This window comes from Acidocella sp., assembly GCF_052326845.1.
Taxonomy (GTDB): domain Bacteria; phylum Pseudomonadota; class Alphaproteobacteria; order Acetobacterales; family Acetobacteraceae; genus Acidocella.
Genome location: NZ_JBKQJR010000109.1, coordinates 1 through 26764, shown reverse-complemented (window position 1 = coordinate 26764; position 26764 = coordinate 1). Strand labels below are relative to the sequence as shown.

Sequence of the window (26764 nt, the reverse complement as noted above, 5' to 3'; positions counted from 1 at the left end):
CGCTCCGTCACCAGCTTCACAGCCTCAATCTTGAACTCACTGCCAAACTTCCGTCTCGTCATGTCCTCTCTCCGGTTCCTCGATCACGATCTTATCGTCGTGTCCACGAAACCGGCAGCAGCTCATCCAGAGTAAAATTTCGAGCATCTAGAAATATCTTGAGGTAAGATTGGCGACACAGCAACTGGCGATATTTAGGTATCAGTCTGGGCTCAGGATCTATTATCTCTTCTTATCCGGCGCATGGTGGAGGAGCCTTCGCCATGTCTGAGTGGTTTCTGCTGAGGGGGCCGCGAGCGCCGCACGTGCTCACCGCCCTTGCTGCCTTCGCATTGCTGCTGGTGGGGCTGCCGGCACGGTCTACCCGGCAGCCAAGCTGGCCCTACAACGTGTTGCCTGATGTCTTTCTTGGCCTCCTGGCCGCCGGGGTAGTGTATTTTCTGTTCCTGCGCGCCGCGGCGCCGGAACGGCTTGCGCAAATCGAGGCCGAAACACTCGGCGAGGACTGACGTTCGTTCCGTCTCCGTGCTAGCGCGGGGACGGAACTGCAAAGCAGCCAATTTCACGTCACCCATAGGCCACCTCGACCAAAATCGCCTGTGGCCTGGCAACCTCCTTTTCCGCGATCAGTATTCCGCCCTGCCGCTCATACAAGCAGCGGGCATTTTTGTTTTTGGTCAGTATCCAGAGCGCTGCCGCACGGCATGCCTGTTCACGTAGCGTTGCGGCCATCGCGCGCATCAGGGCCCAGCCCAGCCCGGTACCTTGATGTGACCGCAGGATGTAGATTGCGTTGAACTCCGCATCAAAGCCTTGATCGCGCAGGCTTTGATCACGCTGCGCGCCGCATGACGCGAAGCCGACGATCAGCGAGCCTTCCGCGGCAACCCATACGGAAGAGCTGGCCAGAAAGTGTTTGTTGCCCCGCATGGTGGACCAGGTGGCTGCCCGGCGCTCGGCGGACAGCGTGGCCAGCATCCCCTCCGGTAGTAAGCCCGCATAGCTTTCACGCCAGGAGGCGACATGCACCGCGCCCAGCTGCTGCGCATCTTCAGGCACTGCCATGCGTAGCGATACGGCAGTCACCTTCGCCTCCTTACGCCACCTGGCAATAGCACTGCGCCTTGCAGAAGGTCAGAGCACCGCCTGACAAATACACTATATTAACTATAGTATATATTGACTTATTTTAGCCAATATAGTTTCTATTGGTACAGAGTACATCCGTGCCTGGGAAAATCCGACGATAACCATACGCTCAACGCGGCGTGCTGGTGCTGCCACGCGCTACTCCAAGCATAGGAAATTCTCATGTCTCATGTGGATGCCAGTCTGGCCCGCTACACCAAGCTGAAGATCGAGCCCTATAACCCGCTGATCGGCGCCACCGTGCACGGCGTAGACCTTCCCGATGTGCGGGACGAAACCCTGCGCGCCGAACTGCGCCGCGCCCTGGCCGAATTCCAGGTGCTGTTCTTCCGCCAGCAAACCCTCACGCCCGACCAGCAACTGGACGTGGCCAAGGTGTTCGGCAATCCGGACAAGGCCAAGGCGTTCTTCCCCCGGCTTGAGGGGTACAAAGCGGTCGAGCTGCTTGAGAAAGCCCCCAACGTGCCGCGCTACGGCACCGACCAGTGGCACGCGGACATCACCTTTCAGGCCAATCCACCCACCGGCACGGTGCTGTACGCGCGCAAGATCCCGCCCATCGGCGGCGACACGGCCTGGGCCAGCACCACCCGCGCCTTTGAGGCCCTGCCCAAGGAATTGCAGGCTTATCTGGAAACGCTGGAGGCCGTGCACAGCTTTGAGCATAGCGGCTGGCCGGCCTATTTCGAGCAGCTGGAGAATGGCCGTGAACTCTATGCCCAGGCGCGCCGAGCATCTGCCTGTGGTGCATCCGGTGGTGCGCACGCACCCGGTTACGGGCAAGAAGATCCTCTACGTGAACCCGAACTTCACCGACAAGATCAAGGGCCTGCCGCGCCAGCAAAGCGACGCACTGCTCACCTTCCTGTTCGGTCTGCTCGAAAAGCCCGAGCTGCAGGCCCGCCTGCGTTGGGAGACGGACACGGTTGCCATCTGGGACAACCGCGCCACCGTGCATTACGCCGTCACCGACTACACCGAAGACCGCCTGCTCCACCGTGTCACCTTTGGTGAAGACAGCGCCTTCTGAAAAACCAAGCCGGGGGGGTATGCCCTCGGCCGCCGCCTGGAGCTTCAGCCTTGCCCCGTACCATCATCGACATCCGCAACCGCCCCGCCTTTTTGCACGATTTCTACGGGGGCCGCAGCGGTACCCCCGGCTATGAAACAGCGAAATGGTTGAATGGCCGCACAGGCTCGCACAATCCGGAGCATTTCGCCGCTTCGCAGGACGAAGCCACCTGGGTGGCGGAGATCCGCGCGGCGGGCATCAGCACCGCCGTGGTCATTGGCCGCGACACTCCGGCCATCCAGAACGACAACGACGAAATCGCCACACTGGCGGGCCGGCATGAGGTGCTGGTGGGCATCGGCTCGGTGGATCCGCACCGGCTGGGTGCCGCGCGTGCCGTGGCCGAAGCCGAACGCGCAGTGAAAACCCTCGGCCTCAAGGGCATCAATCTGGAACCCGGTTTTGGCGCCTCGCCCCGGCATTTCGATGATCCTCTGCTTCTGCCAGTCTATGAGGCATTGGAGGACTGGAACGCACCGGTTTTCCTGATGACCGGGCCGACCACGCCGGATCTTGCTTACAACAACCCGGACGCCATCGGCCGCGTCGCGCGCGCCTTTCCGCGTTTGCGTATCGCCGTGCATCACGGCACCTGGCCGCGCGCCGCCGAGATCATTGGCGTTGCCTTCCGCTACCCCAATGTCACGCTCGTGCCGGACATGTACATCTTCCAGCCCGGCGGCGCGCTGTACGTGGAAGCGGCCAACGGCGCGCTCGCCGACCAGATCGCCTTCGGCTCATCCTTCCCCTTCCGCGCCATGGCGCAGTCGGTGGAAGATTACGCCAAGCTCGGCTTCAAGGACGAGGTGCTGGAGAAGCTGTTTCACACCAACGCCAAGGCTCTGCTCGGACTGTAAGTGGCCGGATAACCCAATAAACAATATGTGTCTGTCGTCAAATGATTTGAGACAGTCGGCTGTCTGAATTAGCGGAGGCTTTGGCTCGCCTGTTGGGTTAGAATTTTAAGCGGCTGAAGGAACTGTAGGCGGAGAATGCCCTGGCTGAGCTTGGCGGTTTCGGACCTGACGCTAGAAAAGCTTGTTTTGAAGGAAGCCGCCTCGGGAAATCTATGGTCCGCCGGGCATAGAAATGTTGCCGTTGCTTATTTGCCGTAGGCGAGTGAGGCCGGGCTGATAACCGGTGCGATGGCCTGGGCCAGCCGCTCCGCCTGCACACGGATATCTGGCACCGCCAGACATTCCCAGAACACACCGCGGACCAGTGGTCCCAACGCCCATAAATTCGGCGCCGGGCTGCCATCGGCGCCGATCACGGCGAGGCTCTCAGTTACCTCCAGCCCCAGCGAGTGCTGATCCAGCCGGACCAGCCCCTGGGCTAGCAGTGAAGCAGGCAGGCCAGTGTTGGCCAGCGTACCCTCCAGCCCGGTCGCGAAGATGATCCGTTGCGCTTGCAATGTTTCCGCCTGAGGGCTGCCGTGTCTGGCGAAGGTCATGGTGGCATGGTCAGAGGCGTATTGGATATTCCTGATGCGGCCGCGGATGATGCGCAGCGCGCCACTGCTGGTCAGGGCGTCGACAATTTCCGCCGCCGGTGGGGCCATGCGGTGCCGGTGGATGTCCCAATAGGGGCGCAGATGCCGCAGGAAGCGCGCCCGTTCCACCACGTTCAGGCCGTGCCAGAGTTCCGCCGTGATCGGGCGCAGGCTGTCGATGACGGCGCGCCAGCTGATGCCAGCCGCCTGGGCGGTGTGCAATTGCCTTCGCACAGCTTGCAGCAGGGCCAGCGTGGTGCCGCGCTCCGCCGCCGTGAAATTCGATGTGGGCCAGGTCTGGCCGATCGCCTCGTGCCGATGGGGCAGCTTGCCCCGGCGAGAGAGGGCGAAGACCGGTCCGCGAAAACCCTGGGTGTGCAGGGCGAGCACTAGATCGGCCATCGTCAGCCCGGTGCCGATGATGAGCACCGGCTCATCCGGCCGCAGATTCGACAACGCCTCGCTGGACCAGGGGTTGCGGACGGCAACGCTATCGGATGGCCGGAGAGCGGGTAGGTTGCCGCAGGCCAGCACGGCGCCGGCGGCGAGGATATCCTTGCCGCTGCGGCAGGAGAGGCGCCAGCCGCCCGGTGCGGGGGTGAGTGATGTCACCTCGTCCGCCACCAGCCGTACCATACCGCCGCTGCGTTTCATCTCTTCTGCCAGCGTGGCGCGCAGATACCGGCCATAGAGCCGCCGCGTGGTGAAGATGCCGGCCGCGGTGCGATGAATTTCCGTGGCAACGTGCGGCGCTACGGTTTCCAACCAGCGCTCGTAATGCTGAGCGTCATCGGGAAATGCGCTCATATTCGCCGCCCGAACATTCAGCAAATGCGCCGCCCCCGTATCGGCATAGGCGAGGCCGCGGGCGAAATGGCCGCTGCGCTCAATGAGCAGGACCTTCTGTTCCTGCGGCAGCAGGCGGCGCAGATGAATCGCCGCCATGGTGCCGGAAAAGCCGCCGCCGATGACGGCGACGCAACAACCCGGAAGGCTAGTTTGACTGGTGGCGATGGCGGGTGAGGCAACGCCGTAACGGGTGTGGCTCATTTTGCTGTGCGTCATGGCTGTTACGGCTGCCTCTATAATTGCCGCGGCACCTCTGCTGCGCGTCATATCAATACAAAACAAATTATATTAATATTGTATTGTTATGGCAATGGGGGCGTTAAACACGTGACGGAATGAGGGAGCGGTCCTTCTTCCAAAATGCAGAAAAAAACTACAATAAATTGCTCCCAAATTTGGAATGGTAAAAATATTTTCTAAATTTTGTTAGGGCCTGCGTCCCTGAAAAATTTTCTTCCCGTTGGCTTTGTCTTTATATACCTATAATAATGATAGAAAAAATACGATTAAAACCAATAAATTTATTTTTTCTCTTCTCCCGGGTCGGGAGTGGGCATGCGGCAAAGACAGCGGCGCCATGATGCCTGGGCGATCTATGGCTACCCGATCTACGAGGCGCTGGAGGCGGGACATGCGCAAGTGCTGCGCACGGCGGCGGGGATTCTCTCTGGTAACTACCTGATCGGCGCGTCTCCGGCCGCGCTGGCGGACCCTACGCTACGCGCCGCCATCGGCGATTATGTTGGGTGCGTGCGCCGGACCTATGACTGGGTGGAGGCAAACAAGCCGGCCTGGAGCAGGGCGCTGGCCCAGACCGTTCAGGTCAAACAGAGCTATATTGACGATGAACTCTATCATGAAAGTCAATTTGAGCGGATAACGAAGCTTGACGATGGCGTTGTGGCTTCAGCGCAGGCTGTAGACGATATTTTTTCCAAGGCAGGGTTGCTTCCGACCGGGGTGGACGTGCAGCCATATTTTGAATATGGCATTATTTAATACTTTAAAGATAGACTTTATTGTGTTATATAAAGCATCTCTGAATGCGTTTTTCCGGAGCGGAGCCATGCCGTGGACGACACACTTGATACCAGCCCCTCGCGCAAGCTTGTTGGCATTGCCTTCGTGGCGCTGTTGCATGCTGTGCTGATTTACGCGCTGGTGAGCGGGCTGGGTAAGGCAGCGGTGCAGGTTCTGCGTGCACCGCTGCAGGCACAGATCATCCAAGAGGTGAAGCCGCCACCCGAGGCGCCGCCACCTCCGCCGCCACCTGTGATCACACCGCCGCCGCCCTATATTCCGCCGCCGCTGATCCAGGTGGCGCCGCCGCCGCCCACGCCGGTCATCGCCCAGGTGACCACGGCCAAGCCGCCGGCTCCGCAGCCCGTAGCGCGCCCGGCGCCCACCCGCGCGGCGGGGCTGGACCCGAACCAGAGCTGCGCCGCGCCGGAATACCCCGAGGACGCCGAGGACATGGGCCAGACCGGCACCTCGGTGCTGCAGTTCCTCATCGGCGCTGACGGCTCGGTGGAGCAGGCGCGTGTCGCCTCCTCCAGCGGCCATGCAGAGCTCGACCAGACCGCCCTGCAGGCGCTGGGGCGCTGTAAGTTCAAGCCCGCTTTGGGCGCCGATGGCCAGCCTGTCGAGGCGTGGACCAGTATCCGTTACGTTTGGACTCTGAATTAACGCGCGTCGCGCCATGAACGATGGAGTATAAGACATGAAATTTGGCAAAATCCTTCCCGCCGCGCTGCTTGGCGCCACCCTGCTCGCGCCACTGCCGGCCCTGGCCCAGTCGGCCCCCGATGCCGCCCCGGCGGCCACGGCGCAGGCGGCTGCTCTCGATGCCACTGCGCCCATTGCCCCCCCGGCGCTGGCCACCGATGCCCCGCCAGCCACCACCACCATCGACAACCCGTACGGCCTCAGTGCGCTGTGGAGCAATGGCGATTTCATCGCCAAAGGCACGCTGCTGATCCTGGCGATCTTCTCCGCTTCCACCTGGTATATCCTGATCACCAAGCTGATCGAGCAGAGCCAGCTCTTCCGCCAGGCCCGTCAGAGCCGCAGCTTCTGGACCGCCGGTTCGGTGGCCGACGGTGTGAACACCCTGCCGGTCAAGGGCGCGTTCCGTGCCGTGGCCGTCACCGGGGTGAGCGCGCTGGAGCATCACGAGGGTTCGCTGGTCGAGAATATCGACCTCAACACCTGGATCACGCTCTCCATCCAGCGCACGGTCGAGCAGGTCGTCTCGCGCCTGCAGGGCGGCCTCGCGGTGCTGGCGACGGTGGGTTCCACCGCGCCGTTCATCGGGCTGTTCGGCACGGTGTGGGGCATTTATCATGCGCTCACCGCCATCGGCATCGCCGGGCAGGCGAGCATCGACAAGGTCGCCGGCCCGGTGGGCGAGGCGCTGATCATGACCGCGCTCGGCCTCGCCACCGCCGTGCCCGCCGTGCTCGGCTATAACTGGCTGGTTCGCCGCAACAAGGTGGCGGTTGAGGCGGTGCGCGGCTTCGCCTCCGACCTGCACTCCCTGCTGTTGAGCGGCAAGGTCGCCGGGGGACGTACCCTGGCCGCCGCCAAGCCGGAGCAGCCCGCCCGCTCGCTCGCCGTCGTGCAGACGGCCTAAGCCATGGCGCTGCACATCGCCCAGGACGGAGAGGACGAACTCCTCTCCGCCATCAACACCACGCCGCTCGTCGACGTGATGCTGGTGCTGCTGATCATCTTCCTGATCACCGTGCCGGTGGTGACGCACACCGTGCCGGTACAGCTGCCGCAGGAGCGCAACCAACCGACGCAGACGGCACCACGCAACATCAACATCTCGGTGGATGCGCAGGGCAACATCTACTGGAACCAGGACAAGCTCGCCGGGCTGTACGCTCTGCAACAGAAGCTGCTGGCGGTGAGCGGTAATGTGCCGCAGCCTGAGGTGCATATCTGGGGCGACCAGAATGCCCATTACCAGGCGGTGGGCGAGGTTCTGCTGGCCTCGCAGCGTGCGGGCATCCAGAAGGTCGGCTTCATCCTGCAACCGCCCGCCGGGGGAGGAGACTGAGCCATGGCCATCAATTTTTCCGCGCGCGAGGAGCCGGACGTGATGGTCGACATCAACACCACCCCGCTTATTGACGTGATGCTGGTGCTGCTGATCATGCTAATCATCACCATCCCGATGCAGACGCATGCGGTGAAGCTCAACCTGCCGCAGGCTAATGCCGCCCCCTCCAACATCAAGCCGCAGGTGGACGAGGTGGACATCGACTTCGACGGCACGCTGCTGTGGAACGGCACGGTGTTGCCCACCCGCCAGGCGCTGGAGGCGCAGCTGACGGCGCTGGCTGCCACCCCCGTGCAGCCGGAGCTGCATATCCGCCCGGACAAGCTCGCCAACTACAAATACGTCGCCGAGGTGCTCGCCAGCGCGCAGCGCCTCGGTGTCCAGAAAATCGGGATCGTCGGTTACGAGCAGTTCGCGCAATGAGCAAAAAATATTCCTTGCTGCTTGGCGCAGCGCTTCTTCTTCCCAGCCTGGCCAATGCCGACACGATGCGCCCTGCTGTGGCCAAGTTCTTGCTTCAGGCCGAAAGCGACCTGAAAGGACAGAAATACACGGCGGCCCTGGCCGAGGTGAACCGGGCCGAGGCCGTGGGCAGCCTCTCGCCCTATGAGACGCTGGTGGTGGCGCAGCTGCGCGGCGGTGCCGCCGCCGGTGCCGGCCAGTATGAGCTGGCCGCGCATTCCTACGAGACCGTGCTGGCCAGCAACGCGACGCCGGCCAGCGAAAAGCTGCCATTGCTGCAGGCCGTCGCCGGGTTCTATTCCCGCGCGGGGGATAGCGTGCAGACCATTACCTGGGTGAACAAATACATCGCCGCGGGCGGCACCGGTGCGCAGACACGCGCCTTGGCCGTGCAGGCCGATTACACGCTCGGCCATTACCAGGCCGTGGTGCAGGACGTGAAGCGCGAAGGCACAAGCGCGTCCGAGGCGGAGTTACAGCTTGCCGCTGCCGCGGCGCAGAAAACGGGCGACAACCAAGCGTATTTCGACGCCTTGCAGTCGCTGCTGAAAGTGTATCCGAGCCAAGCCTATTGGAACCAGGCCATCGCGCTGGTGCAGGGCGTTCCCGGCTTCCCCGACTCGCTGACGCTGGATGTGTACCGCTTGCGCCTGGCGACAAAGACGCTGACCCAGCCGGGTGATTACGAGGATTACGCCGAGCGTGCGCTGCTGGCCGACCAGGGGGCGGAGGCTAAGCGCGTGCTCGACGCGGGGTTTGCCAGCGGCATTCTCAACGCCCAGACCGATGGCGGCCACGCCGCCCGTCTGCAAGCACTGGCGGACAAGAACAGCACGGCGCCGAGCGTGCCGCCCTCGACGGCCCTGGACCAGGCCATTGCCTCGGGCAAGGGGTTTGCCGGTGTTCCTGGGTACGGTCAGGGCAAGCTGATCGACGCCACTGGCGCGCTCGCCAGGCTTTGGGACATCGCGGCGCCTCCGCAGGAGAGGACGGCGAGCTCCTGAACCACGGGCTCTCCGCGTAGAGCGCTCTCATCAATCAAGCATTCCTAGCGGCCTGGCACATCGTGCCGGGCCGATTCTTTGGGGTGGCGCGATTCACTATAAAATCACTTATGTATGTCTTTGGCTTTCAGAGAAAGAAAAACTAATTCCACTTAAAATAATCGTGAAAATACAATTTATTAAATTTACCAATCAGGGAGATGGCGTTCAATTTGTCAGTATTTTATTCTAACAGAATACTTTACAGGTAGAGAATATAGATTATTTATCGTCCAGCTTCTCGTCTGTTCTAGGGAATTAAAAAGAATGACTATTTCCGCCGCGTCTGCCCTCGGCAGCCGCTCCATTGCCTTTGCCACGCTGGCTGGGGCGCTGTACTTCACCACGGCCCTGGTACGCCCCGCATTCGCCGCCGACACAGCAACCCCACCCTCCGGCGCGGCCGTGAACCAGTTGAAGCCCGTGATCGTGGTGGCGCAGCACCGCCGTCAAAATGCCCAGAAGGTCGGCATCTCCATGACCATCATCTCAGCCAAGCGCTTGCAGGAAGACGGCGTCAGAAACGTAAAGGGCCTGGAATACGAAGCTCCGAACCTGCAGGTGCAGTCGCAGTTCGGCACCGGCCAGACATCTTTCGCCATTCGCGGCGTGGGCACTGACTTCAACGACTATGCCTCGAACAACGCACCTGTCGTCGGCTACTATGTCGATGACGTGGCCTACCCGGTTCCGGCGATGACGCAGGGACAGTTCTTCGACATCAACCACATCGAGGTGCTGCGCGGCCCGCAGGGCACGCTGTATGGCCGCAACTCCACGGCGGGCGCCATCAACGTCATCACCAACAAGCCGACAGACCACCTGACCTATGGCGGCTCGGTGGAATACGGTACCTATAACAACGCCCTTCTCCAAGGCTATGTCTCCGGCCCGATTTCGGACACTGTTCGCATCCGTCTCGCGGGTGAAACCAATCAGGGCGGCGGCTATCAGTATAACCGCGTCACCGACCAGCCTTTCGGCAATAACGACACCAAGAACCTGCGCGGCGAAATCGCCTGGGACGCCACGCCCAACCTGAACTTCCTGCTCAACGCGCATTGGGGGCGCGACCAGTCCGATGGCGAAGCCTCATCGCTGCTGGATCCGCGTGGCATCTACCCGGCCGATAGCAGCCCGCGCGCCGTGGGCTGGGGGACCACCACCGCTTTTGCCAACTATCGCGGTATCAGCCCGGATACGAAGCCCTACCGCGACAACCAGGGCTGGGGAACGGACCTCACCACCACCTACACGCTGCCCGTCGCGCGCATCACCAGCGTCTCCAGCGTGGAGCGCCTTGATCGCCGCGAGCTGGATGCGCTCGACGGCACCGATTATGGCGCGGCGGATGTGTATTTCTCCACCCGTGCTGGCGCCTATGCCGAGGATCTGCGCATCGCCTCGCTCACCGAGAATCCGTATAACTGGCTCATCGGCGCCTATTTCTCGCGCGAGACGCTCGATGAAGTCTACGATTCCAGCTTCTCCGGCTTCGGGATTTACGTCCACACGCCCTATACCCAGTCCGTGGAGACCAAAAGCCTCTACGCGCATGCCGAATACGAGTTCCTGCCCAAGCTGAAGCTGGTGCTGGGCGGGCGCATCGAGAACGAGCATCGCAAGATCAATGATTTCTCGACCACCGCCTACTTGAACACGAACAACGCGGCGATACCTTTCAGCGGCGTTGGCAGCGAGTCGACGTACTACACGCTGCCGTCCTGGAAGGCCGAGCTGGACTACCAGCTTCTGCCTGAGTCGATGCTCTACGCCTCCGTTACCGCGGGCATCAAGTCCGGCGGGTTCACCGCCGTTAACGCGGTTGTCCCGGCCGATCTCGCCATCTCGCCGTTCAAGCCGGAACGCCTGCTGGCTTATGAAATCGGCGCCAAGAACGAGTTCCTCGACAACACGTTGCTCGTCAATGCCGACGCGTTCTACTACGACTATCATGACCAGCAGGTGCTCGGCATCATCACAGACCCGACCTATGGTTCGGTCGGCCACTTCGTGAACGCACCGAAATCGCATCTATATGGCGGCGAGGGCGAAGTGGACTGGCTGCCGCTGCCGGGGCTGTCCATCGACCAGTCGCTGGGCCTAACCGCCGGTGCGTTCGACGAGTTCAACGACACCGTCGGCTCGACGCTGGAGAACGGCGTCTACGTGCCCGTCACCGAGAATCTCAAGGGCCGTGGCATAGGCGCGCCGCGTTATACCTACACGCTGGCAGCGTACGAGACATTGCCGATCAACGAAGCCTATAGCGTGCGGTTCGGCGGCAGCTTCGCCTATCGTGACCAGTATGTTTCGCTGCTGAACACCTCGACCAACTCCTACAACATCAAGGGTTACGGGCTGCTGAACGTTGATGTGGACCTACTGCCGACCTACCACAACTGGCGGCTCAGCGTCTGGGGGCGGAACGTGCTGAACCGCAAATATCTGCTCTCCAACAACTACTTTGACGATTCGATCTACGCTGTCGGTGTATATGGCGAGCCCGCCACTTACGGCCTGCGTCTGTCCTATGACTTCAAGTAACATCCTGGCCGGGGCGGGCATTTCCGCCCCGGCGCCTGGCTTTGAGGATACCCCATGCGCAACTTGCTTACCGACATTGCTGGCATCCGCGTTGGCCACGCGGGGGATGACGCGGTCTTGCGTTCCGGCGTTACCGCCGTGCTGTTCGACGAACCGGCCGTCGCTGGGGTGAGCGTGCTCGGCGGCTCCCCGGCCTCGCGCGAGGGGGCATTGCTCGGGACGGAAATGGTGGTGGAGCGCATCAACGCCCTGGTGCTTTCCGGGGGCTCCACCTACGGGCTGGATGCCACCTCCGGCGTGCAGGCCGCCTTGCGTGAGGATTTCGCCAAGCTGCCGCCCACGAAGTTGCCGCGCGTGCCGATCGTGGTGCAGGCGAGCCTGTTCGACCTCGCCAATGGCGGTGACAAAAACTGGGGGCGGTTCAGCCCCTATGCGGAATTCGGCTACCAGGCCGCTCGCGCCGCAGAGCCTGGCGTGTTCGCGCTGGGCAGCGCCGGGGCGGGCATCGGTGCCACTACGGCGGGGCTGAAGGGTGGCATCGGCTCGGCCAGCACCGTCACGCCGCAGGGGCATATGGTTGCGGCCCTGGTGGCGGTGAATGCCGTTGGCAGCGTCACCGTTGGCGACGGCCCGCATTTCTGGGCTGCGCCCTACGAGGTGGACGATGAATTCGGCGGGCGGGGCTTTCCGGCTAGGCTGGATCCGTCCGCTCTGGCTCTGCGGGTGAAGCCGCCGGGCTATTTCGGCACCACCATCGGCGTCGTCGCCACCGATGCAGCGCTGACCAAGGCACAGGCCACGCGGCTCGCGATCCTGGCACAGGACGGCGTGGCCCGCGCCGCATTGCCCGCGCATCTGCCGCGCGATGGCGACACCATCTTCGGCATCTCCACCTCGGCACGGAAGCTGGGTACGGCGCGGGACGAATTCTCGGAACTCTGCCTCGCCGCCACGCTGGTCACGGCCCGCGCCATGGCGCGCGGGGTACATGCGGCCAGCTATCAGGGGCGCGAGGGCGAAGCGCCAAGCTGGCGCCACAAATTCGGAGGCTAGCGCATGACATCGATTATCGGCGGCTCGTTCCAAGAGGTCCGGCCCGGCCGCACGCTGCACGCGGCGGTGCTGAACAAGGGGGTGCAGACCAGCTTGTTCTTTCTGCACGGCAGTGGCGGCAACAAGGAGCAGTTCCGCTTCCTGTGGGAAGAGTTGCTGAACGAACCACTGAACCTCATCGCCTGGGACGCCCCGGGCCACGGCGCCAGCCCCGATCTGCGTGACCCTGCCGCCTATGCCGGCACCGAGCTGCTGGCAGATGCCCGCGCCCTGATCGCCCGCTACGGCACGGCGCGGAACATTCTCGTCGCGCATTCGCTGGGCACGCGCATTGCCTTGGCGACGCTGGCCGAGGCACCGGAACATTTCGTTGGCGCGGTGCTGCTCGGCCCGCCGCCGCCGCAAATGGCGCCGGTGGGGAAGGGGGCGCTATTCGGCCCGGTGCTGGGGCGGCTGCCGCTGCCGGTGTTGGAACTGCTCAAGCCGCTGCTGGCGCGGCGCTTCAAGCGTCTGGCCTGGGCGAAGGGGGCGGACCTGGAGCTCATTGCGCATGAGCAGCAAATAGCCAAGCGCAACACGCTGTTCGTGATGCAAGCACTGTTCGCCGGGCTGCTGGTGCTGGACCCGGCGCAACTCGCCGCCATCCGCACCCCGGTACGCATTCTCGCCGGTGCCGAGGACGCTCTCACCCCGCCCGCGGCGGCGCAGGCGCTGGCCGCCGTGTTGCCCGCGGCACGTCTCACCGTGCTGCCCGGCACCGGGCATCAGATCATGCTGGAACAACCCGAACAGACCCTGGCGGCCTTACGCGCCGCCATGGCCGGAGACTGACCCATGGCAACCGACTATCTCGGCAACGAAATTACCGCGCGAAACCCCGCCACCATCGCCGCTATCAACGATTTCATCCGTGGCGTGCTGGGTTACGAGCTGATCGTGACCAACATCCTCACCGCAGCCGACGCGGAGGAGGACACCCTCGCCAACACCTATGCCGCGCTGCTGTGGCTGCTTTCGGAAACCGGGCGCGAGCCGGTGGAGGCACGCACCTATATCGCCCGCGCCGAAGCCGGGGCGGCCCGCGCCAATGTCCGCGAGCTGGCAACGCTACGGGCGGTGAAGCTCTGGGCCGAGGGCGACCCGGCCGCCGCCGAGGCTGAGACTCTGGCCGAACTGGCCCGCAACCCGCGCGACCTCGTTTTGCTTAAATACGCCAACTACTTGCAGTTCTCCCGTGGCGACGCCCCCGCCATGCTGCGCAGCGCGCTCATCAGCCTGCCTGTGGCAGGCGACGTCGCGCATCTGCATGGCATTCTGGCCTTCGCCTATGAGCAGAGCTTCCTGGTGAAGGAAGCCGAGGCCGCCGCCCGCCGCGCCCTGGCGTTGCAGCCGGATGAAGGCTGGGCCCAGCACGCGCTCGCCCATGTGCTGCTCACCACCGGGCGGGTGGAGGAGGGCATCGCCTTCCTCGAACCACTGCGCGAGGGCTGGAACAAGTTCATCTCCTTTCTCTACACGCATCTGTGGTGGCATCTGGCGCTGTTCTATTTGGCCGAGGGGCGGTTCGAGGAAGCGTTGGAGATCTACGACCGGCATGTCTGGGCCAAGGACAAGAGTTTCTCCCAGGACCAAATTGGTGCCGTCTCGCTGCTGGCTCGCCTCGAATTCGCGGGTGCCGATGTCGGCGGGCGCTGGGCGGAGCTGGGGCAGTGGCTGGCCGCGCGCAAGGCGGATATCGCCCAGCCCTTTCTCTCGGTGCAGTATCTCTACGGCTTGGCCCGCGCTGGCCAGCCGGAGGCGGAGGAGTTGCTCGCCGCTATCCGCACCGCGCCGCAAAACGCTCCGGTTGAAAGCCGCGAGGCCTGGTCCAAGGCGGGGGTGACTCTGGCCGAGGGGCTGCTCGCCCATGCGCGCGGCGACTACGCCAGCGCCGCGCAGAAGTTGGAACCGGCCACCGCGCTCATCGCTGGTTTGGGCGGCAGCCATGCCCAGCGCGGGCTGTTCCATATCTTCCTGGTGGATAGCCTGATCAAAGGCGGCCAGCCCGGCCGGGCGCAGCTGATCCTGGAGCGCCAGCGCGCGGGTTTCCCTGACGACGTGCCGCTCAACCGCAAGCTGGCGGGCATCTACACCGCGCTGAACCTGCCCGCCCAGGCCGAAGCCGCGCGTGCCCGCGCTGAAGCCGCCGCGCAACGCTTCGTCAGGGCGGCGGCATGAGGCTGCTGCGGCTTCTGCTCGTCCTGCTGCTACTCCCGCTGCCTGCGGTGGCGTCGGGCGTGCTCACGATCGGCCTGCAGCTGGAACCGCCAGTGCTGGACCCCACGGCGGCGGCCTCGGGTGCCATTGCCGAGGTGTTGTTCCCCACGGTGTATGAGGGGCTGGTGCGCATCGGCCCCGGGTGGCAACTCAGCCCCGGCCTTGCCACCTCCTGGGAGGTGGCGCCCGACGGCCTGGGCTATACCTTCCATCTGCGTCCCGGCGTGCGCTTTCACGACGGCACGTCTTTCGACGCCTCGGCGGTGAAATTCTCGCTGGAGCGCGCCGCCGCCCCAGCCTCACCCAATCCGCAGCACGCGGATTTCGCCTGCATCTCGCAGGTGGATACGCCCGACCCGCTTACCGCCATCGTCCGGCTCTCCCGCCCGTGCTCAGGGCTGCTCGACGCCCTTGGCCTGCCGGGTGGCGTGATCGTCTCGCCGCGTTCGGCCGCAACCGACGTGGTGAACCCCATCGGCACCGGCCCGTTCCGCTTCGGGTCCTGGGCGCGGGGCGATTCCATCACCCTGCTGCGCAACCCGGATTACTGGGGCGCCCCGGCCAAATCCCCGGCGGTGAAGTTCCGCTTCATCGCCGATCCCAACGCGGCGCTGGACGCGGTGCTGAGCGGCGGGGTGGATGTCTATTCCGCCTTTCCGGCACCCGAGGCGGTGGCGCGGCTTGAGCAGAATCCTGGCCTGAAGGTCGATACCGCGCTGAGCGAGGGCAAGGTGATCCTCGCCATCAACAATCGCCGTGCCCCGTTCAACAATGTCCTGGTCCGGCGCGCGCTTTCCTACGGCATCGACCGCCAGGCGGTGATCGATGCCGCCGTGGACGGGTTCGGTGCACCCATCGGCAGCCATTACGCGCGGCAGGATCCTGGTTACGTGGACCTCACCGGCGAGTACCCCTACGACCCGGCCAAGGCCCGCGCGCTGCTGGCGCAGGCGGGGTATCTGCACGGGTTTTCCACCACCATCGCGCTGCCGCCGGTCTCCTACGCCACGCGCGCCGGGCAGGTTATCGCGGCGCAGCTCGCCGCCATCGGCGTGCAGGCGAAGCTCGTACAGCTGGACTGGGTGCCCTGGCTTACCCAGGTGTTCGGCGGACATGATTTCGACCTGACCATCGTCAACCATGTCGAGCCTCTGGATTACGGCATCTACGCCAACCCGGATTATTATTTCGGTTACAACAACCCGCGCTATGCGGCGCTGCTCGCGCAGCTCGACGCCACGCAGGACCCAGCGGCGCAAATCAAGCTGCGGCAGGCATTGCAGAAAACCCTGGCCGACGACGCAGTGAACGTGTTTCTGCTGCAATTCCCCGACATCACCGTGCAATCCGCCCGCGTCTCGCTCGACTGGACGCCGGGGCCGGTGCAGGATTTCGACCTCGCCACGGCCGCCGTGCCAGGCGATGAGGGCGCAGGCCATGTGGCCGCCGGTGCGCGATATCTGGCCCTGGGCGGTGGCGTGTTGGCGCTGGCTCTGGTGGTGGTCCTGGTACTGCGGGCCGGGCCTGGTTACGCGCTGCGCCGTGCGGCGGGGCTTCTGGCCACGCTGCTCGTGGCATCGCTGATCATCTTCACCACCATGCAGATGATCCCAGGTGATCCGGCGCGGGCGATCCTTGGCATCCAGGCTAGCCCGGCGGCGGTGGCGGCTTTGCACGCGCAGCTGGGGCTCGATGCCCCCTTCTGGTGGCGCTACGCGCATTGGCTGGCCGGGCTGGCGCAGGGCGATCTCGGTACCAGCTTCGTCTATCACCAGCAGGTGGCGGTGCTGGTGTTGCAGCGTCTGGCGCTGTCTTTGCCGCTCACCTTGTACGCGCTGCTGCTCTCCACCGTGCTGGCTCTGGCGCTGGGGCTGGCGGCGACGTATTGGCGCGGGCGCTGGGGCGGGGCGCTAGCTACCGGCTTGGCGCGGCTGGCCCTGGCGGTGCCGAATTTCTGGTTCGGACTGATGCTGGTCATTCCCTTCGGCATTGTGCTGCGTTGGGTCCCGGCGGGGGGCTTCCCGGGCTGGGGTGCGGGGCTGTGGCCAGCCTTAAGGGCGCTTACCTTGCCCGCCATTGCGCTCGCCTTGCCGCAGGCGGCGGTGCTGGCGCGCGTGCTGGCGCTGGAGCTGCGTGAGCTGTCGGGGCAGGATTTTCTGCGCACCGCGGCCGCAAAGGGTGCGGGGCCGTTACGCATTCTGCTGCGCCATGCGCTGCCCAATGCGCTGGTGCCGGTGCTCACCATCCTCGGCATGCAATTCTCCTTCCTGCTCGCGGGCGGCGTGCTCATCGAGAACGTGTTCTTCCTCCCAGGGCTCGGGCGGCTGATCATCCAGGCCATCGCCAGCCGTGACGCACCTGTGGTGCAGAGCGTCTCGCTGCTGCTGGTGGCGCAGGTGGTGGTGGTCACGTTGCTCGCCGATCTTGCCGCCGCAGCGGCCGATCCGCGCCGTCGCACCGGAGCCAGCCAATGACGACGACTTTCCGCGCCGGGGCGGTGCTCACCGCCATCATCCTGGCTCTCGTGCTGCTTTCCTTCCTCTGGCTGCCTTATCCGCCGCAGGCCATGGACATCCCGCACCGCCTCGCTGCGCCCAGCCTCGCGCATCCGTTTGGCACCGACGCCTTCGGGCGGGATGTGCTCGCCAACGTGCTGGCGGGCGGACGTGCCTCGCTCGCCGTAGGGGCGCTGGCGGTGCTGCTGGGGGCAGGGCTTGGCGTGCCGCTGGGGATTGCCGCCGCGATTTCCGGCGGCTGGGCGGATGAGCTGCTCTCCCGCTTCTCCGACGTGGTGTTCGCCTTCCCGGCGCTGCTCATCGCCGTGCTGGCGGCGAGCCTGGCCGGGCCTGGCGTGTTCGACGCTGTGGCCGCGATCGGTATCTTCAACATCCCCGTCTTCGCCCGGGTGGCCCGCGCGGCGGCAGGGGCGCAATGGCAGCGCGACTACGTGCTGGCCGCCATTGCTGCCGGCAAGGGGCGGTTCTACATCGCCCACGCGCATATCCTGCCCAACATCCTGCCCTCGCTCGGCGTGCAGGCGGCTATCCAGGCCTCGCTCGCCATCCTGGCGGAATCCGGCCTCTCTTACGTTGGGCTCGGGGTGCAGCCGCCTTTCCCCAGCTGGGGCCGGATGCTGGACGATGCCGGCACGTTGATGACCACCGCGCCCTGGCTGGCGCTGTTTCCGGGGCTTGCCATCCTGCTCACCAGCTTCGCCCTGGCGCTGCTGGGCGATGGATTGCGCGACCTTGCCGACCCGCGCCGGGAGAATGCCCGATGAGCCTGCTCACGCTCGATAACCTCACCGTCTCGCTCGGCGGGCGGGAGTTGCTGCACGGTGTCTCCCTCAGTCTCGCGTCCGGAGAGGCGCTGGCCCTGGTGGGTGAGTCCGGCTCCGGCAAATCGCTCACCGCGCTTGCCATTGCCGGGTTGTTGCCGGAGGGCGCGGCGCGCCAGGGGCGCATCCTGTTCCAGGGCGAGGACCTCGCCGCCGCGCCGGAGGCCAGGTTGCGCAGCTTGCGCGGTGCGAAAATCGGCTTCGTCTTCCAAGAGCCGATGACCGCGCTCAACCCGGTGCAGCCAGTGCTGGACCAGGTGGCGGAGGTGTTCCAGCTGCATCGCGGCTTGGCGCTGCCCAAGGCGCGCAACCACGCCATCGCCGCGCTCTCGCAGGTGGAGCTGCCAAGCCGCCTCGCCGCCGGGCGCCATTACCCGCACGAGCTTTCCGGCGGGCAGCGGCAGCGCGTGGCCATAGCCATGGCGCTGGCGCTCAACCCGGCGCTCATCATTGCCGACGAGCCGACCACCGCGCTCGACCCGGTGACCGAAGCGCAGATCCTTGCGCTGCTCACACGGCTGGCACGGGAGAGCGGGGCAGGGCTGCTGTTCATCTCCCACAACCTCCCCGCCGTGGCGCGGGTGGCTGGGCGGATCGCCGTGATGGCCCGAGGGGAAATCGTGGAAACTGGGCCGGTGGCGCTGCTCAGCGGCGGGGCCGCGCATCCGGTCACGCGGGCGCTCATCGCCGCCGACCGGCCCGAGCCGCCGCCCGCCAATGTACCAGGGGACGTGCGGTTGGCGGTTGACGGCGTCTCCCACGTATACCCCGGGCGGCGGGGCTGGCTGCGGCATGGCGCGCCGGTGCGGGCGCTGGAGGATGTCTCCTTCACCCTCGCCGCCGGGGAATGTGTCGGGCTGATCGGGGAGTCGGGCAGCGGCAAGTCCACATTGCTGCGCGGCTTACTGGGCCTGCAGCGCCTGAGCGGCGGGGACATCCGCATCGACGGCATCTCGCTCAACGCCGCCAGCGCGGCGGAATGGCGGGGGCTGCGGCGGAAGCTCCAGATCGTCTTCCAGGACCCGGCAACGAGCTTCGACCCGCGTTGGCGGATCAGTGATATCATCGCCGAGCCGCTGGGCCTGCTCGGCCAGCGGCTCGGTGAGGCCGCGATTGCCACGCTGGTTGCCGATCTGCTCGCGCAGGTCGGGCTCAGCCCCAGCCATGCGGGGCGCTATCCGCACCAGCTCTCGGGTGGGCAGCGCCAGCGTGTGGCGATTGCCCGGGCGCTGGCCGTGAACCCGGAAATCCTCGTGCTGGACGAGGCGACCTCGGCGCTTGATGCCACGGTGAAGGCGCAGATCCTCGCTTTGTTGGTGCGGCTGGCGCGGGAGCGGCGTCTTGCTTGTCTGTTCGTGACGCATGATCTCGATGTGCTCCGTGCTGTCGCCGATCGGGTCATCGTTCTGGAAGCGGGGCGGATCGTCGAGGACGGCCCCGCCGCGCAGGTTCTGGCGGCGCCGTGCCATGCCTATACGGCGAAGCTCATTGCCGCCGCTCCTGGGTTGGATGCGGCGCTGCGGACGGCGCATGCCTGAACGCAGAGAGGAGACGGCCTTGCGTGGTTTTACCGTGGAAAGAAACGCATAGATGCGGCTGGGCGGGGTTTCCGCCCAGCCGTATGAACTCTGGTTGCCTAGCCGGCGGCCTGGGCGGCGGGGCGGTAGGCGTTCGCCACTGTCTCGCCGAACGGGCCGCTATTGCGCGACTGGCCGAAGCTCGCCACCGGATGGGCCAGATTCAGGCGCGGGAACACCAGTTCGGCGACGCGATAGGCTTCCTCGAGATGCGGGTAGCCGGAGAGGATGAAATTCTCCACGCCAACATCCATGTATTCGCGCATCAGCCGCGACACCTGCTCGGCATCGCCGAGCAGCGCCGTGCCCGCGCCGCCGCGTGCCAGCCCCACGCCCGCCCATAGGTTGGGGTAGATCTCGAGCTTGTCGCGCTTGCCGCCATGCAGTGCCGCCATGCGCCGCTGCCCCACGGAGTCCATGGAGGCGAACTTGGCCTGGGCCTTGGCGATGGTGGCATCGTCCAGATGCGAGATCAGGCTCTCCGCCGCATCCCACGCCTCCTGGGCGGTCTCGCGCACGATGATGTGCAGCCGCACGCCGAAATTCAGCTTGCGCCCGTATTTGGCGGCGGCCACCTGGGCCTTGGCCAGCTTCTCACCCACGGCGGCGGGCGGCTCGCCCCAGCTCAGATAAGTGTCCACCTGCTCACCGGCGACATCGATGCCGATATCCGACGAACCGCCGAAGAACAGCGGCGGGTGGGGCTGCTGCACGGCGGGGAAGAGCAGATTGCCGTTTTCGAGGCGCAGATGCTTGCCCTCGTAATTTACCGTCTCACCGGCCAGCAGCGCCTTCCAGATGCCCAGGAATTCGCGCGTGATCTCGTACCGCTCGGCATGTTCGAGGAAGATGCCGTCGCCGGTATTCTCCTCCGGATCGCCGCCGGTGACGATGTTCACCAGCAGCCTGCCATTGGAGATGCGGTCCAGCGTGGCGGCCATGCGCGCGGCGAGCGACGGGTTGAGCAGCCCGGGCCGGAAGGCAACAAGGAAGCGCAGCCGCTCGGTGAGCGGCACCAGCGACGAGGCAACCACCCAGCTATCCTCGCAAGAGCGGCCGGTGGGGATCAGCACGCCGTAAAAGCCCAGCCGGTCGGCGGCTTGGGCGATTTGCGCCAGATAGGCGTGGTCCACCTCGCGCGCGCCAACGCTGGTGCCAAGGTAACGCCCATCGCCATGGGTGGGCAGGAACCAGAAAACATTCGCAGATTTTGCAGGTTGCAGGGGCATTCGCTGGTCTCCTCACGCGTTCCAGGTATCGGCGGAGACGTCGATCTGCGCCGGAATCAAGCCAAGTTTGTAAAAGGTATCGGCAATCTGCTGCTGCCCGGCGAAGATCTCCGGGGTGAGCTTGTGCACGCCGTATTTCTGCCGCGCGAACCATATCTTCAGCACTTCGGGCGGCAGGCCGATGCTGGGCGAGATGGCGGCGGCGGTATCGCTGATATGCTGGCTCTCCCAGGCTTCCAGCTTGTTGAGCTCGTCGATGACGTTGTTCAGTGCGTCCGGGTGGGCGGCGGCGAAGTCCCGCCGCGCGGTGTAATAGGCGCGGTTGGGCATCAGCCCGGTACCGTCGGTCAGCAGCTCGGCGCCCGCCGCCTGGGCGCCAGCCAGGAACGGATCCCAGATCGACCAGGCATCGACGGCGTGCGTGGCCAGGGCGGCGCGGGCATCGGCTGGCTGCAGGAAGATCGTGTTCACCGCCTCATATGGCACGCCGGCATGGGCCAGGGCCGAGACGAGCAGGTAATGCGCGCTGGAGCCCTTGGCGACGGCCACGCTCTTGCCGGCCAGATCCTTGGCTGTGGCGAGCTTGCTTCCTGCGGGTTTCAGGATGCCGACGGCGCGGGGGCTGGGGTCGGTGGCTGCCGCATAGATCAACGGGGCGCCAGCCGCCTGGGCGAAGATCACCGGTGGTTCCCCGGTATAGCCGAGGTCCACCGCGCCCGAGGCGAGAGCTTCTAGCAATGGCGGGCCGGAGGGGAATTCCGCCCAGGCGACATCATAGCCGAGAGGGTTGAGCCTGGCCTCGAACCCCCCCTTGGCCTTGGCCAGGACCAGAGTGACCGAGGACTTCTGGTAGCCAACCCTGAGTGTGCCCTTGGCACCGGCGTGCACTGCGCGGCTGCCCAGCAGCAGGGCGGGGGCGGCGAGCGCCGCGCTTGCGAGAAGCGAACGGCGGCTGAAGGTAGGCGTGACCACTGGCGATATTCCTGTCCAGGCTTTGTGATGGACGAATTGCACAGTAAGCCTACCTGTGCAATAGATATATTAGACGCAAGAATTGAGGGGGTCTGTATGTCCGTATCGCTCGATGCCCCGCTGCGGATTTCGCTGTTCCGGCGCGGGGGCTTCATTCCCGCCACCCTGCTGCGCCGGGCCGTGGTGCCTGCGATGATCGTCGCGCTATGGCAGGGGCTGACCGCCTCCGGGCTGGTCGACCCGCAGACCATGCCTCCCCCTGCCGCCGTGGCGGAGAGCTTCTGGCAGCTCATCGTCACCGGCCAGATGTGGCCCAACCTGCTGATCTCGCTGGAACGCGTGGCGGCGGGGCTGACGCTCGGTGTCACCATCGGCACGGCCCTGGGGTTGACCGCGAGCCTCTCGCGCCTGGGCGAGGATGCCATCGACGCTTCGGTGCAGATGGCCCGTACCTTGCCGCATTTGGCACTGATCCCGCTGATGATCCTGTGGTTCGGCATCGGCGAGACACCGAAAATCGTGCTGATCGCGCTGGGCAGCATGTTCCCGATCTACCTGAACCTGTTCTCCGCCGTGCGCGGGGTAGAGCGCAAGCTGGTCGAGGGTGTCTCGGTGCTTGGCCTCTCGCATGCCGAGACGATCTGGCATGTCATACTCCCGGCGGCGCTGCCGGGATTTTTCGTCGGGCTGCGCCAGGCCTTCGGCATTTCCTGGATCAGCCTGGTCGTGGCCGAGCAGATCAACGCCTCCTCCGGCATTGGCTATCTGGTGATGAACGCCCGCGACTTCCTGCGCACCGACATCATCTTCGACGGGCTGCTGGTCTACGCGCTGCTGGGGCTGACCACGGACCAGCTCGTTCGCGCGCTGGAGCGTAAGCTGCTCGTCTGGCGCCCCTCCATTGTCACCGTGAAAGGCGTTTGAGCATGAACATGCTGACGGACATCCAGCCCGGTCAGGACGCACCGGTGACACAGGGCGGTTTCGCCGTGGAGGTGCGCGGGCTGACACGCCGCTTCGGTGCCAACACCGTGCTGGAGAACCTGCATCTTTCCATCCAGCCCGGAGAGTTCGTAGCGCTTCTCGGGCGGTCCGGCTCGGGCAAATCCACTCTTCTGCGCACGCTGGCGGGGCTGGATGAAGCGCCCGCCGGCGTGCTCAGCGTGCCAAAGGCCCGCGCCGTGGTGTTCCAGGAGCCGCGCCTGCTGCCCTGGAAGCGCGTCTGGGAGAACGTGACGCTCGGCCTGCGCATGCCTGACGCCCGCCGCTTGGCCGAGGACGCGCTGGGCGAGGTGGGACTGAAGCACCGCCTGCAGGCTTGGCCGCTCACCCTCTCCGGCGGCGAGGCGCAGCGCGCCGCCCTGGCCCGCGCTTTGGTGCGCGCGCCGGAGCTGCTGCTGCTGGACGAACCCTTCGCCGCGCTGGACGCGCTGACGCGGCTGAAAATGCAGTCGCTGGTGGGGGCGCTGTGGACCGCCCATCAGCCCGCCGTGCTGCTGGTGACGCATGACGTGGACGAGGCGCTGATCCTGGCCGACCGCGTGCTGGTGCTGGAACATGGGCGCATCGCGCTAGACATTCCGGTGGACCTGCCGCGTCCGCGCCGTCATTCTACACTGGGCTTCAGCGAGTTGCGGACGCAGCTGCTGGAGGCGCTGGGCGTGAAGGAAGGGTGAACGGCACACTGACAGTTTTTTTCAGCATCCTGCCGCCTTGTACCTCAAGGAAGGAGGCCTGAGCCTGGCTTTCATTATCCGGTTACCCGCCACATATTATCACCGGCTATTCTGGTACGTAGTTGTCTCAAGAAGTGAGGGGGCTTCTGGCGCCTGAGCGATCTCTTTGATGCTCTGTCATTGAGCATGTTTCTTGCCGTGCCTTCTTTTGCGGGTATTTCTTTTCGAATTGCATTGATAATGAGATGTGGACGGCAGCATGGCAGCGTAGTAGGTGCCATGACGATTCGACTGATGATGACTGATAATGGGGGTAGCCTCCGTCATACACACTACGCCTCCGTCATACACACTACGCCGCCGATTCACCCACCGCGCCGCCGATGCGGAAAAAGACAAACATTTTAAATTCTGCAGCCGTTTTCAGGGAAAATAGTATTTTCTCTTCCTATGGCGATTGTGTTTCATCCGGAATGAGTGTCAGACCGATCTGGTTGCCTTCAACCCAGCGCCGCCGCGCGCGGTAATAAAGGCCGCCGAATGACATCGAAACAAACTCCGGAATATCGATGGGATGCACGTAGGTTTCGACGCGAATGCCGGCTTCGGAAACATCGAGCACTTCGCAGTTGAGCATGCGTGATTCTTCTCCCCCATAGGCCAGTCTACCGAGCGAAGAGAGGTTTTTACGCGTTGCGCGGCGGTGTTCTTTGCGGGGAGGCGCGGGCGGCAGGATGTCGGTGCCGTCGGGCACGGGTTTCGAATCGTTAACGTCAAAGGTAAAAATTCTTTAATACAAAGAAAAATTCGCCAAATCCCACGAATGGGAGCTTGTTTTTCCGTCGGTAAAGATCATGCGTTTGCAGCGCAGATTTGCAGTGAAAATTGGCAATGTGCTGCTCGAGAAAATTCTCAGGGACAATTCGATAAAATATTCTAAAATAATCTTTTTTTGATCATTTTATTTAAACAATTTTTGGGATTTTAGCCGACTTGGCTAGGAGGTGCATCGTTTCAGGTTTGGTGAAATCTGTGGATTTTTTAACGATTTTGTGGTTTATTATTCTTCATGTCAGAAAGCGAAGAGGCGCAGAAGATGAGCGCGTTGGCCCCACAATTCGATTCAAGCAGCACAGATCGCCGTACTGAACGCCGGGCGCGAGCAATCAAGTCTGCAAAGCTGATCTATGGCGGCTTCAGCCCGACCGTGATTGACTGCATTGTCCACGACCTGTCGGAACTAGGGGCGTGTGTCGAGACCGAGGTGATGGTCGAGGTGCCAGAATTTCTAACCTTGCGTCTCGCTGACAACACCCATCACAAGGCGAGGCGCTGCTGGGCGCGTGGTAACCATATCGGCCTCGAATTCGCAGCCAAGGCATAACGCGTCGGGTGAAATCGGGCCTTCGGGGTAGGGCTTCCGATTTGTAGGCGCGGACGTGGCGCCAAAACCTCCCCTACACGCAGCGAGAATCGTGGCCATCGCAATTTGCAATGGTGCAACGCAGCAGCTGCATGTCCGCTGCCTGCGGCTTGTATTGGCAAGGCAACGTTTGGCGGCGGCCATTCGGGATAAAATTCCTTGGTTTTGGCCGGTATTCCGAGGGCGGGAGGGCTCGAGAGGAGAAATGTGTCAAAAATGCTACAGCTGCTGGGGATTCATGGCAGCCTTCCGCTAGGTGCATTCTTTTTGTTTTTTAATGGGTTATATTAGTTATTGCAACCTATTTGCTAAGGATATTGAAATGAAGCTCCGTTTCGCGCTTGCCGCCGCCACTTGCCTGGCCATGCCGCTTGCCTCCCACGCCCAGCCTGTCAAAGGCCCCTATGTGAGCCTCGGCGCGGGTACCAGCCTCCAGGACACGTTCAGCTACAACAACCACGCCAACGGCGATTACGGTAAGTTCCACACCAGCCCCTCTTACTCCGGCGCCATGTCCCTTGGTTACGGCCTGGGCAACGGCTTCCGGGTTGAGGTCGGCGGCAACTTCTACCGCAACAACATGAACTCGAACCACGACTACGGTAACGGTGACATCAGCCGCGCCCACGGCGGCACCGAGACCTACGGCCCGATGGTCAACGTGCTGTATGACTTCAATGTCGGCCTGCCCATTTTCCCCTATCTCGGCGCCGGTGCGGGTTACCAGTGGGTGCACCTGTCCAACCATCTGAACGGCAACAACGGTTACGCCGTCGGCGGTGACGCCGGCAGCTTCGCCTACCAGCTGATCGTTGGTGCCTCCTACCCGCTGCCTTGGGTGCCGGGCCTCTCGGCCACCGCCGATTACCGCTTCATGCAGCTGGTTTCGAGCCGCAACTACGCTGAGGTCGGCGGTGACAACGGCAGCGTGAAGCTGGGCCAGCACGATTACCACACCTTCCTGCTGGGGCTGCGCTACCAGCTGTTCAACGCCCCGGCTGCTGCCCCGGCTCCGGCACCCGCTGCGGCCCCGATGGCGGCCCCGGCTCCGGCCCCGGCCAAGACCTATCTGGTGTTCTTCGACTGGGATAAGTACAACCTGACCCCGCGCGCGACCCAGATCATCGACCAGGCGGCGTCCGACTCCAAGACGCAGAACGTTACCACGCTGGACGTTTCCGGTTACACCGACACCTCTGGTGCCGCGCAGTACAACCAGGGTCTGTCCGAGCGTCGTGCGAAGGCGGTTGCCGCGCAGCTGGTTCAGGATGGCGTCCCGACCTCCGAGATCGAGATCCACGGCTTCGGTGCGACCCACCTGCTGGTGCCGACCGGCCCGGGCGTGCGCGAGCCGCAGAACCGCCGCGTCGAGATCGTGATGCACTAAAAGCTTCGGCATCATCGCCAAAGCCAACCCCGGCGGGAAACCGCCGGGGTTTTTTGTGTGCGCCCAGCATGGGCGCATTCTTGTGGGTGGAAGTCCCATCGTAAGCTGGTCACAGCGAGCGAAGTGAAGCGCAACTGCGGAAGGGTGACCGACCGTGGGGAGGAAGCGTGGAT

The 26764-nt window shown here is 64.2% G+C and carries 24 protein-coding genes and 1 pseudogene; 20 read left to right on the top strand and 5 right to left on the bottom strand.

All coding sequences use genetic code 11. The annotated features are described in order from the left end of the window. Positions 1–263: 263 nt before the first annotated feature. Complete coding sequence (locus ACLPJJ_RS07345; RefSeq protein ID WP_443590296.1) at positions 264–509, top strand: hypothetical protein; 246 nt, start codon at positions 264–266, stop codon at positions 507–509. 58 nt (positions 510–567) lie between these two features. On the opposite strand, the gene ACLPJJ_RS07340 is transcribed toward ACLPJJ_RS07345, so the two are convergent. Further along, complete coding sequence (locus tag ACLPJJ_RS07340) at positions 568–1086, bottom strand: GNAT family N-acetyltransferase (protein WP_443590295.1); 519 nt, start codon at positions 1084–1086, stop codon at positions 568–570. A gap of 225 nt (positions 1087–1311) precedes the next feature. Here ACLPJJ_RS07340 and ACLPJJ_RS07335 point away from each other — a divergent pair. Next, positions 1312–2179 (top strand): annotated as a pseudogene (locus tag ACLPJJ_RS07335) (TauD/TfdA dioxygenase family protein). 50 nt (positions 2180–2229) lie between these two features. Next, positions 2230–3078, top strand: a complete 849-nt coding sequence (locus ACLPJJ_RS07330) for an amidohydrolase family protein (protein WP_443590294.1) — start codon at positions 2230–2232, stop codon at positions 3076–3078. Between the two features lie 245 nt (positions 3079–3323). Here the strand turns inward: ACLPJJ_RS07330 and ACLPJJ_RS07325 are convergent, their stop codons facing one another. Continuing rightward, positions 3324–4763 carry an FAD/NAD(P)-binding protein gene (locus ACLPJJ_RS07325; protein ID WP_443590293.1) on the bottom strand — a complete coding sequence of 480 codons (1440 nt, stop codon included), beginning with the start codon at positions 4761–4763 and terminating at the stop codon, positions 3324–3326. Between the two features lie 354 nt (positions 4764–5117). Here ACLPJJ_RS07325 and ACLPJJ_RS07320 point away from each other — a divergent pair, with 354 nt between their 5' ends. The 13 genes from ACLPJJ_RS07320 to ACLPJJ_RS07260 all read left to right on the top strand — a co-directional run bounded on the left by ACLPJJ_RS07320 (position 5118) and on the right by ACLPJJ_RS07260 (position 19865). Continuing rightward, positions 5118–5561 (top strand): hypothetical protein, encoded by a 444-nt coding sequence (locus tag ACLPJJ_RS07320; RefSeq protein WP_443590292.1) that lies wholly within the window; start codon positions 5118–5120, stop codon positions 5559–5561. 72 nt (positions 5562–5633) lie between these two features. Continuing rightward, positions 5634–6248 carry an energy transducer TonB gene (locus ACLPJJ_RS07315; protein ID WP_443590291.1) on the top strand — a complete coding sequence of 205 codons (615 nt, stop codon included), beginning with the start codon at positions 5634–5636 and terminating at the stop codon, positions 6246–6248. A gap of 34 nt (positions 6249–6282) precedes the next feature. Then, positions 6283–7194: a MotA/TolQ/ExbB proton channel family protein gene (locus ACLPJJ_RS07310; RefSeq protein WP_443590290.1), complete on the top strand. Its 912-nt coding sequence runs from the start codon at positions 6283–6285 to the stop codon at positions 7192–7194. 3 nt (positions 7195–7197) lie between these two features. Beyond that, complete coding sequence (locus ACLPJJ_RS07305; RefSeq protein WP_443590289.1) at positions 7198–7626, top strand: ExbD/TolR family protein; 429 nt, start codon at positions 7198–7200, stop codon at positions 7624–7626. 3 nt (positions 7627–7629) lie between these two features. Beyond that, complete coding sequence (locus ACLPJJ_RS07300) at positions 7630–8052, top strand: ExbD/TolR family protein (protein ID WP_443590288.1); 423 nt, start codon at positions 7630–7632, stop codon at positions 8050–8052. Continuing rightward, on the top strand, positions 8049–9095 hold the full coding sequence (locus tag ACLPJJ_RS07295) for a hypothetical protein (RefSeq protein WP_443590287.1): 1047 nt from the start codon (positions 8049–8051) through the stop codon (positions 9093–9095). Before ACLPJJ_RS07300 ends, ACLPJJ_RS07295 begins: the two co-directional genes overlap by 4 nt. Before the next feature lie 306 nt (positions 9096–9401). Continuing rightward, positions 9402–11681: a TonB-dependent receptor gene (locus ACLPJJ_RS07290; protein ID WP_443590286.1), complete on the top strand. Its 2280-nt coding sequence runs from the start codon at positions 9402–9404 to the stop codon at positions 11679–11681. Positions 11682–11735: 54 nt separating this feature from the next. Continuing rightward, positions 11736–12734, top strand: a complete 999-nt coding sequence (locus ACLPJJ_RS07285; RefSeq protein ID WP_443590285.1) for a P1 family peptidase — start codon at positions 11736–11738, stop codon at positions 12732–12734. Positions 12735–12737: 3 nt separating this feature from the next. Then, on the top strand, positions 12738–13565 hold the full coding sequence (locus ACLPJJ_RS07280) for an alpha/beta fold hydrolase (protein WP_443590284.1): 828 nt from the start codon (positions 12738–12740) through the stop codon (positions 13563–13565). A gap of 3 nt (positions 13566–13568) precedes the next feature. Next, positions 13569–14951, top strand: coding sequence for a tetratricopeptide repeat protein (locus ACLPJJ_RS07275; protein ID WP_443590283.1), 1383 nt, complete (start codon positions 13569–13571; stop codon positions 14949–14951). After that, a complete protein-coding gene (locus ACLPJJ_RS07270) occupies positions 14948–17464 on the top strand; it encodes an ABC transporter substrate-binding protein (RefSeq protein WP_443590282.1) in 2517 nt (838 codons plus the stop codon). Before ACLPJJ_RS07275 ends, ACLPJJ_RS07270 begins: the two co-directional genes overlap by 4 nt. Further along, the gene (locus ACLPJJ_RS07265) at positions 17461–18270 is read left to right on the top strand and encodes an ABC transporter permease (RefSeq protein WP_443590281.1); all 810 of its coding nucleotides are present in this window, start codon (positions 17461–17463) and stop codon (positions 18268–18270) included. The genes ACLPJJ_RS07270 and ACLPJJ_RS07265 overlap by 4 nt, the downstream gene beginning before the upstream one ends. Continuing rightward, complete coding sequence (locus ACLPJJ_RS07260) at positions 18267–19865, top strand: dipeptide ABC transporter ATP-binding protein (RefSeq protein WP_443590280.1); 1599 nt, start codon at positions 18267–18269, stop codon at positions 19863–19865. Before ACLPJJ_RS07265 ends, ACLPJJ_RS07260 begins: the two co-directional genes overlap by 4 nt. Before the next feature lie 98 nt (positions 19866–19963). Here ACLPJJ_RS07260 and ssuD read toward each other — a convergent pair whose 3' ends face one another. Both ssuD and ACLPJJ_RS07250 read right to left on the bottom strand, forming a co-directional pair. After that, positions 19964–21133, bottom strand: coding sequence for an FMNH2-dependent alkanesulfonate monooxygenase (gene ssuD, locus ACLPJJ_RS07255; RefSeq protein WP_443590279.1), 1170 nt, complete (start codon positions 21131–21133; stop codon positions 19964–19966). Between the two features lie 12 nt (positions 21134–21145). Further along, the gene (locus ACLPJJ_RS07250) at positions 21146–22105 is read right to left on the bottom strand and encodes an aliphatic sulfonate ABC transporter substrate-binding protein (protein WP_443590278.1); all 960 of its coding nucleotides are present in this window, start codon (positions 22103–22105) and stop codon (positions 21146–21148) included. Positions 22106–22201: 96 nt separating this feature from the next. Between ACLPJJ_RS07250 and ACLPJJ_RS07245 the strand changes: the two genes are divergently transcribed. Both ACLPJJ_RS07245 and ACLPJJ_RS07240 read left to right on the top strand, forming a co-directional pair. After that, the gene (locus tag ACLPJJ_RS07245) at positions 22202–23029 is read left to right on the top strand and encodes an ABC transporter permease (RefSeq protein ID WP_443590277.1); all 828 of its coding nucleotides are present in this window, start codon (positions 22202–22204) and stop codon (positions 23027–23029) included. A gap of 8 nt (positions 23030–23037) precedes the next feature. Then, a complete protein-coding gene (locus ACLPJJ_RS07240; RefSeq protein ID WP_443590297.1) occupies positions 23038–23781 on the top strand; it encodes an ABC transporter ATP-binding protein in 744 nt (247 codons plus the stop codon). Between the two features lie 448 nt (positions 23782–24229). Here the strand turns inward: ACLPJJ_RS07240 and ACLPJJ_RS07235 are convergent, their stop codons facing one another. Further along, entirely contained in the window at positions 24230–24535 is a 306-nt protein-coding gene (locus ACLPJJ_RS07235) for a hypothetical protein (protein WP_443590276.1), read from the bottom strand. Between the two features lie 315 nt (positions 24536–24850). On the opposite strand from ACLPJJ_RS07235, the gene ACLPJJ_RS07230 reads away from it, so the two are divergent. Beyond that, positions 24851–25165 (top strand): PilZ domain-containing protein, encoded by a 315-nt coding sequence (locus ACLPJJ_RS07230; RefSeq protein ID WP_443590275.1) that lies wholly within the window; start codon positions 24851–24853, stop codon positions 25163–25165. Positions 25166–25526: 361 nt separating this feature from the next. Beyond that, positions 25527–26591: an OmpA family protein gene (locus tag ACLPJJ_RS07225; RefSeq protein WP_443590274.1), complete on the top strand. Its 1065-nt coding sequence runs from the start codon at positions 25527–25529 to the stop codon at positions 26589–26591. The last annotated feature ends 173 nt before the right edge of the window (positions 26592–26764 follow it).

Coding starts and splice junctions, on each gene's coding strand:
- ACLPJJ_RS07345 (WP_443590296.1), top strand. CDS start 264: ATGTCTGAGTGGTTTCTGCTGAGGGGGCCGCGAGCGCCGCACGTGCTC.
- ACLPJJ_RS07325 (WP_443590293.1), bottom strand. CDS start 4,763: ATGAGCCACACCCGTTACGGCGTTGCCTCACCCGCCATCGCCACCAGT.
- ACLPJJ_RS07320 (WP_443590292.1), top strand. CDS start 5,118: ATGCGGCAAAGACAGCGGCGCCATGATGCCTGGGCGATCTATGGCTAC.
- ACLPJJ_RS07310 (WP_443590290.1), top strand. CDS start 6,283: ATGAAATTTGGCAAAATCCTTCCCGCCGCGCTGCTTGGCGCCACCCTG.
- ACLPJJ_RS07305 (WP_443590289.1), top strand. CDS start 7,198: ATGGCGCTGCACATCGCCCAGGACGGAGAGGACGAACTCCTCTCCGCC.
- ACLPJJ_RS07300 (WP_443590288.1), top strand. CDS start 7,630: ATGGCCATCAATTTTTCCGCGCGCGAGGAGCCGGACGTGATGGTCGAC.
- ACLPJJ_RS07295 (WP_443590287.1), top strand. CDS start 8,049: ATGAGCAAAAAATATTCCTTGCTGCTTGGCGCAGCGCTTCTTCTTCCC.
- ACLPJJ_RS07290 (WP_443590286.1), top strand. CDS start 9,402: ATGACTATTTCCGCCGCGTCTGCCCTCGGCAGCCGCTCCATTGCCTTT.
- ACLPJJ_RS07285 (WP_443590285.1), top strand. CDS start 11,736: ATGCGCAACTTGCTTACCGACATTGCTGGCATCCGCGTTGGCCACGCG.
- ACLPJJ_RS07280 (WP_443590284.1), top strand. CDS start 12,738: ATGACATCGATTATCGGCGGCTCGTTCCAAGAGGTCCGGCCCGGCCGC.
- ACLPJJ_RS07275 (WP_443590283.1), top strand. CDS start 13,569: ATGGCAACCGACTATCTCGGCAACGAAATTACCGCGCGAAACCCCGCC.
- ACLPJJ_RS07270 (WP_443590282.1), top strand. CDS start 14,948: ATGAGGCTGCTGCGGCTTCTGCTCGTCCTGCTGCTACTCCCGCTGCCT.
- ACLPJJ_RS07265 (WP_443590281.1), top strand. CDS start 17,461: ATGACGACGACTTTCCGCGCCGGGGCGGTGCTCACCGCCATCATCCTG.
- ACLPJJ_RS07260 (WP_443590280.1), top strand. CDS start 18,267: ATGAGCCTGCTCACGCTCGATAACCTCACCGTCTCGCTCGGCGGGCGG.
- ssuD (WP_443590279.1), bottom strand. CDS start 21,133: ATGCCCCTGCAACCTGCAAAATCTGCGAATGTTTTCTGGTTCCTGCCC.
- ACLPJJ_RS07245 (WP_443590277.1), top strand. CDS start 22,202: ATGTCCGTATCGCTCGATGCCCCGCTGCGGATTTCGCTGTTCCGGCGC.
- ACLPJJ_RS07240 (WP_443590297.1), top strand. CDS start 23,038: ATGCTGACGGACATCCAGCCCGGTCAGGACGCACCGGTGACACAGGGC.
- ACLPJJ_RS07230 (WP_443590275.1), top strand. CDS start 24,851: ATGTCAGAAAGCGAAGAGGCGCAGAAGATGAGCGCGTTGGCCCCACAA.
- ACLPJJ_RS07225 (WP_443590274.1), top strand. CDS start 25,527: ATGAAGCTCCGTTTCGCGCTTGCCGCCGCCACTTGCCTGGCCATGCCG.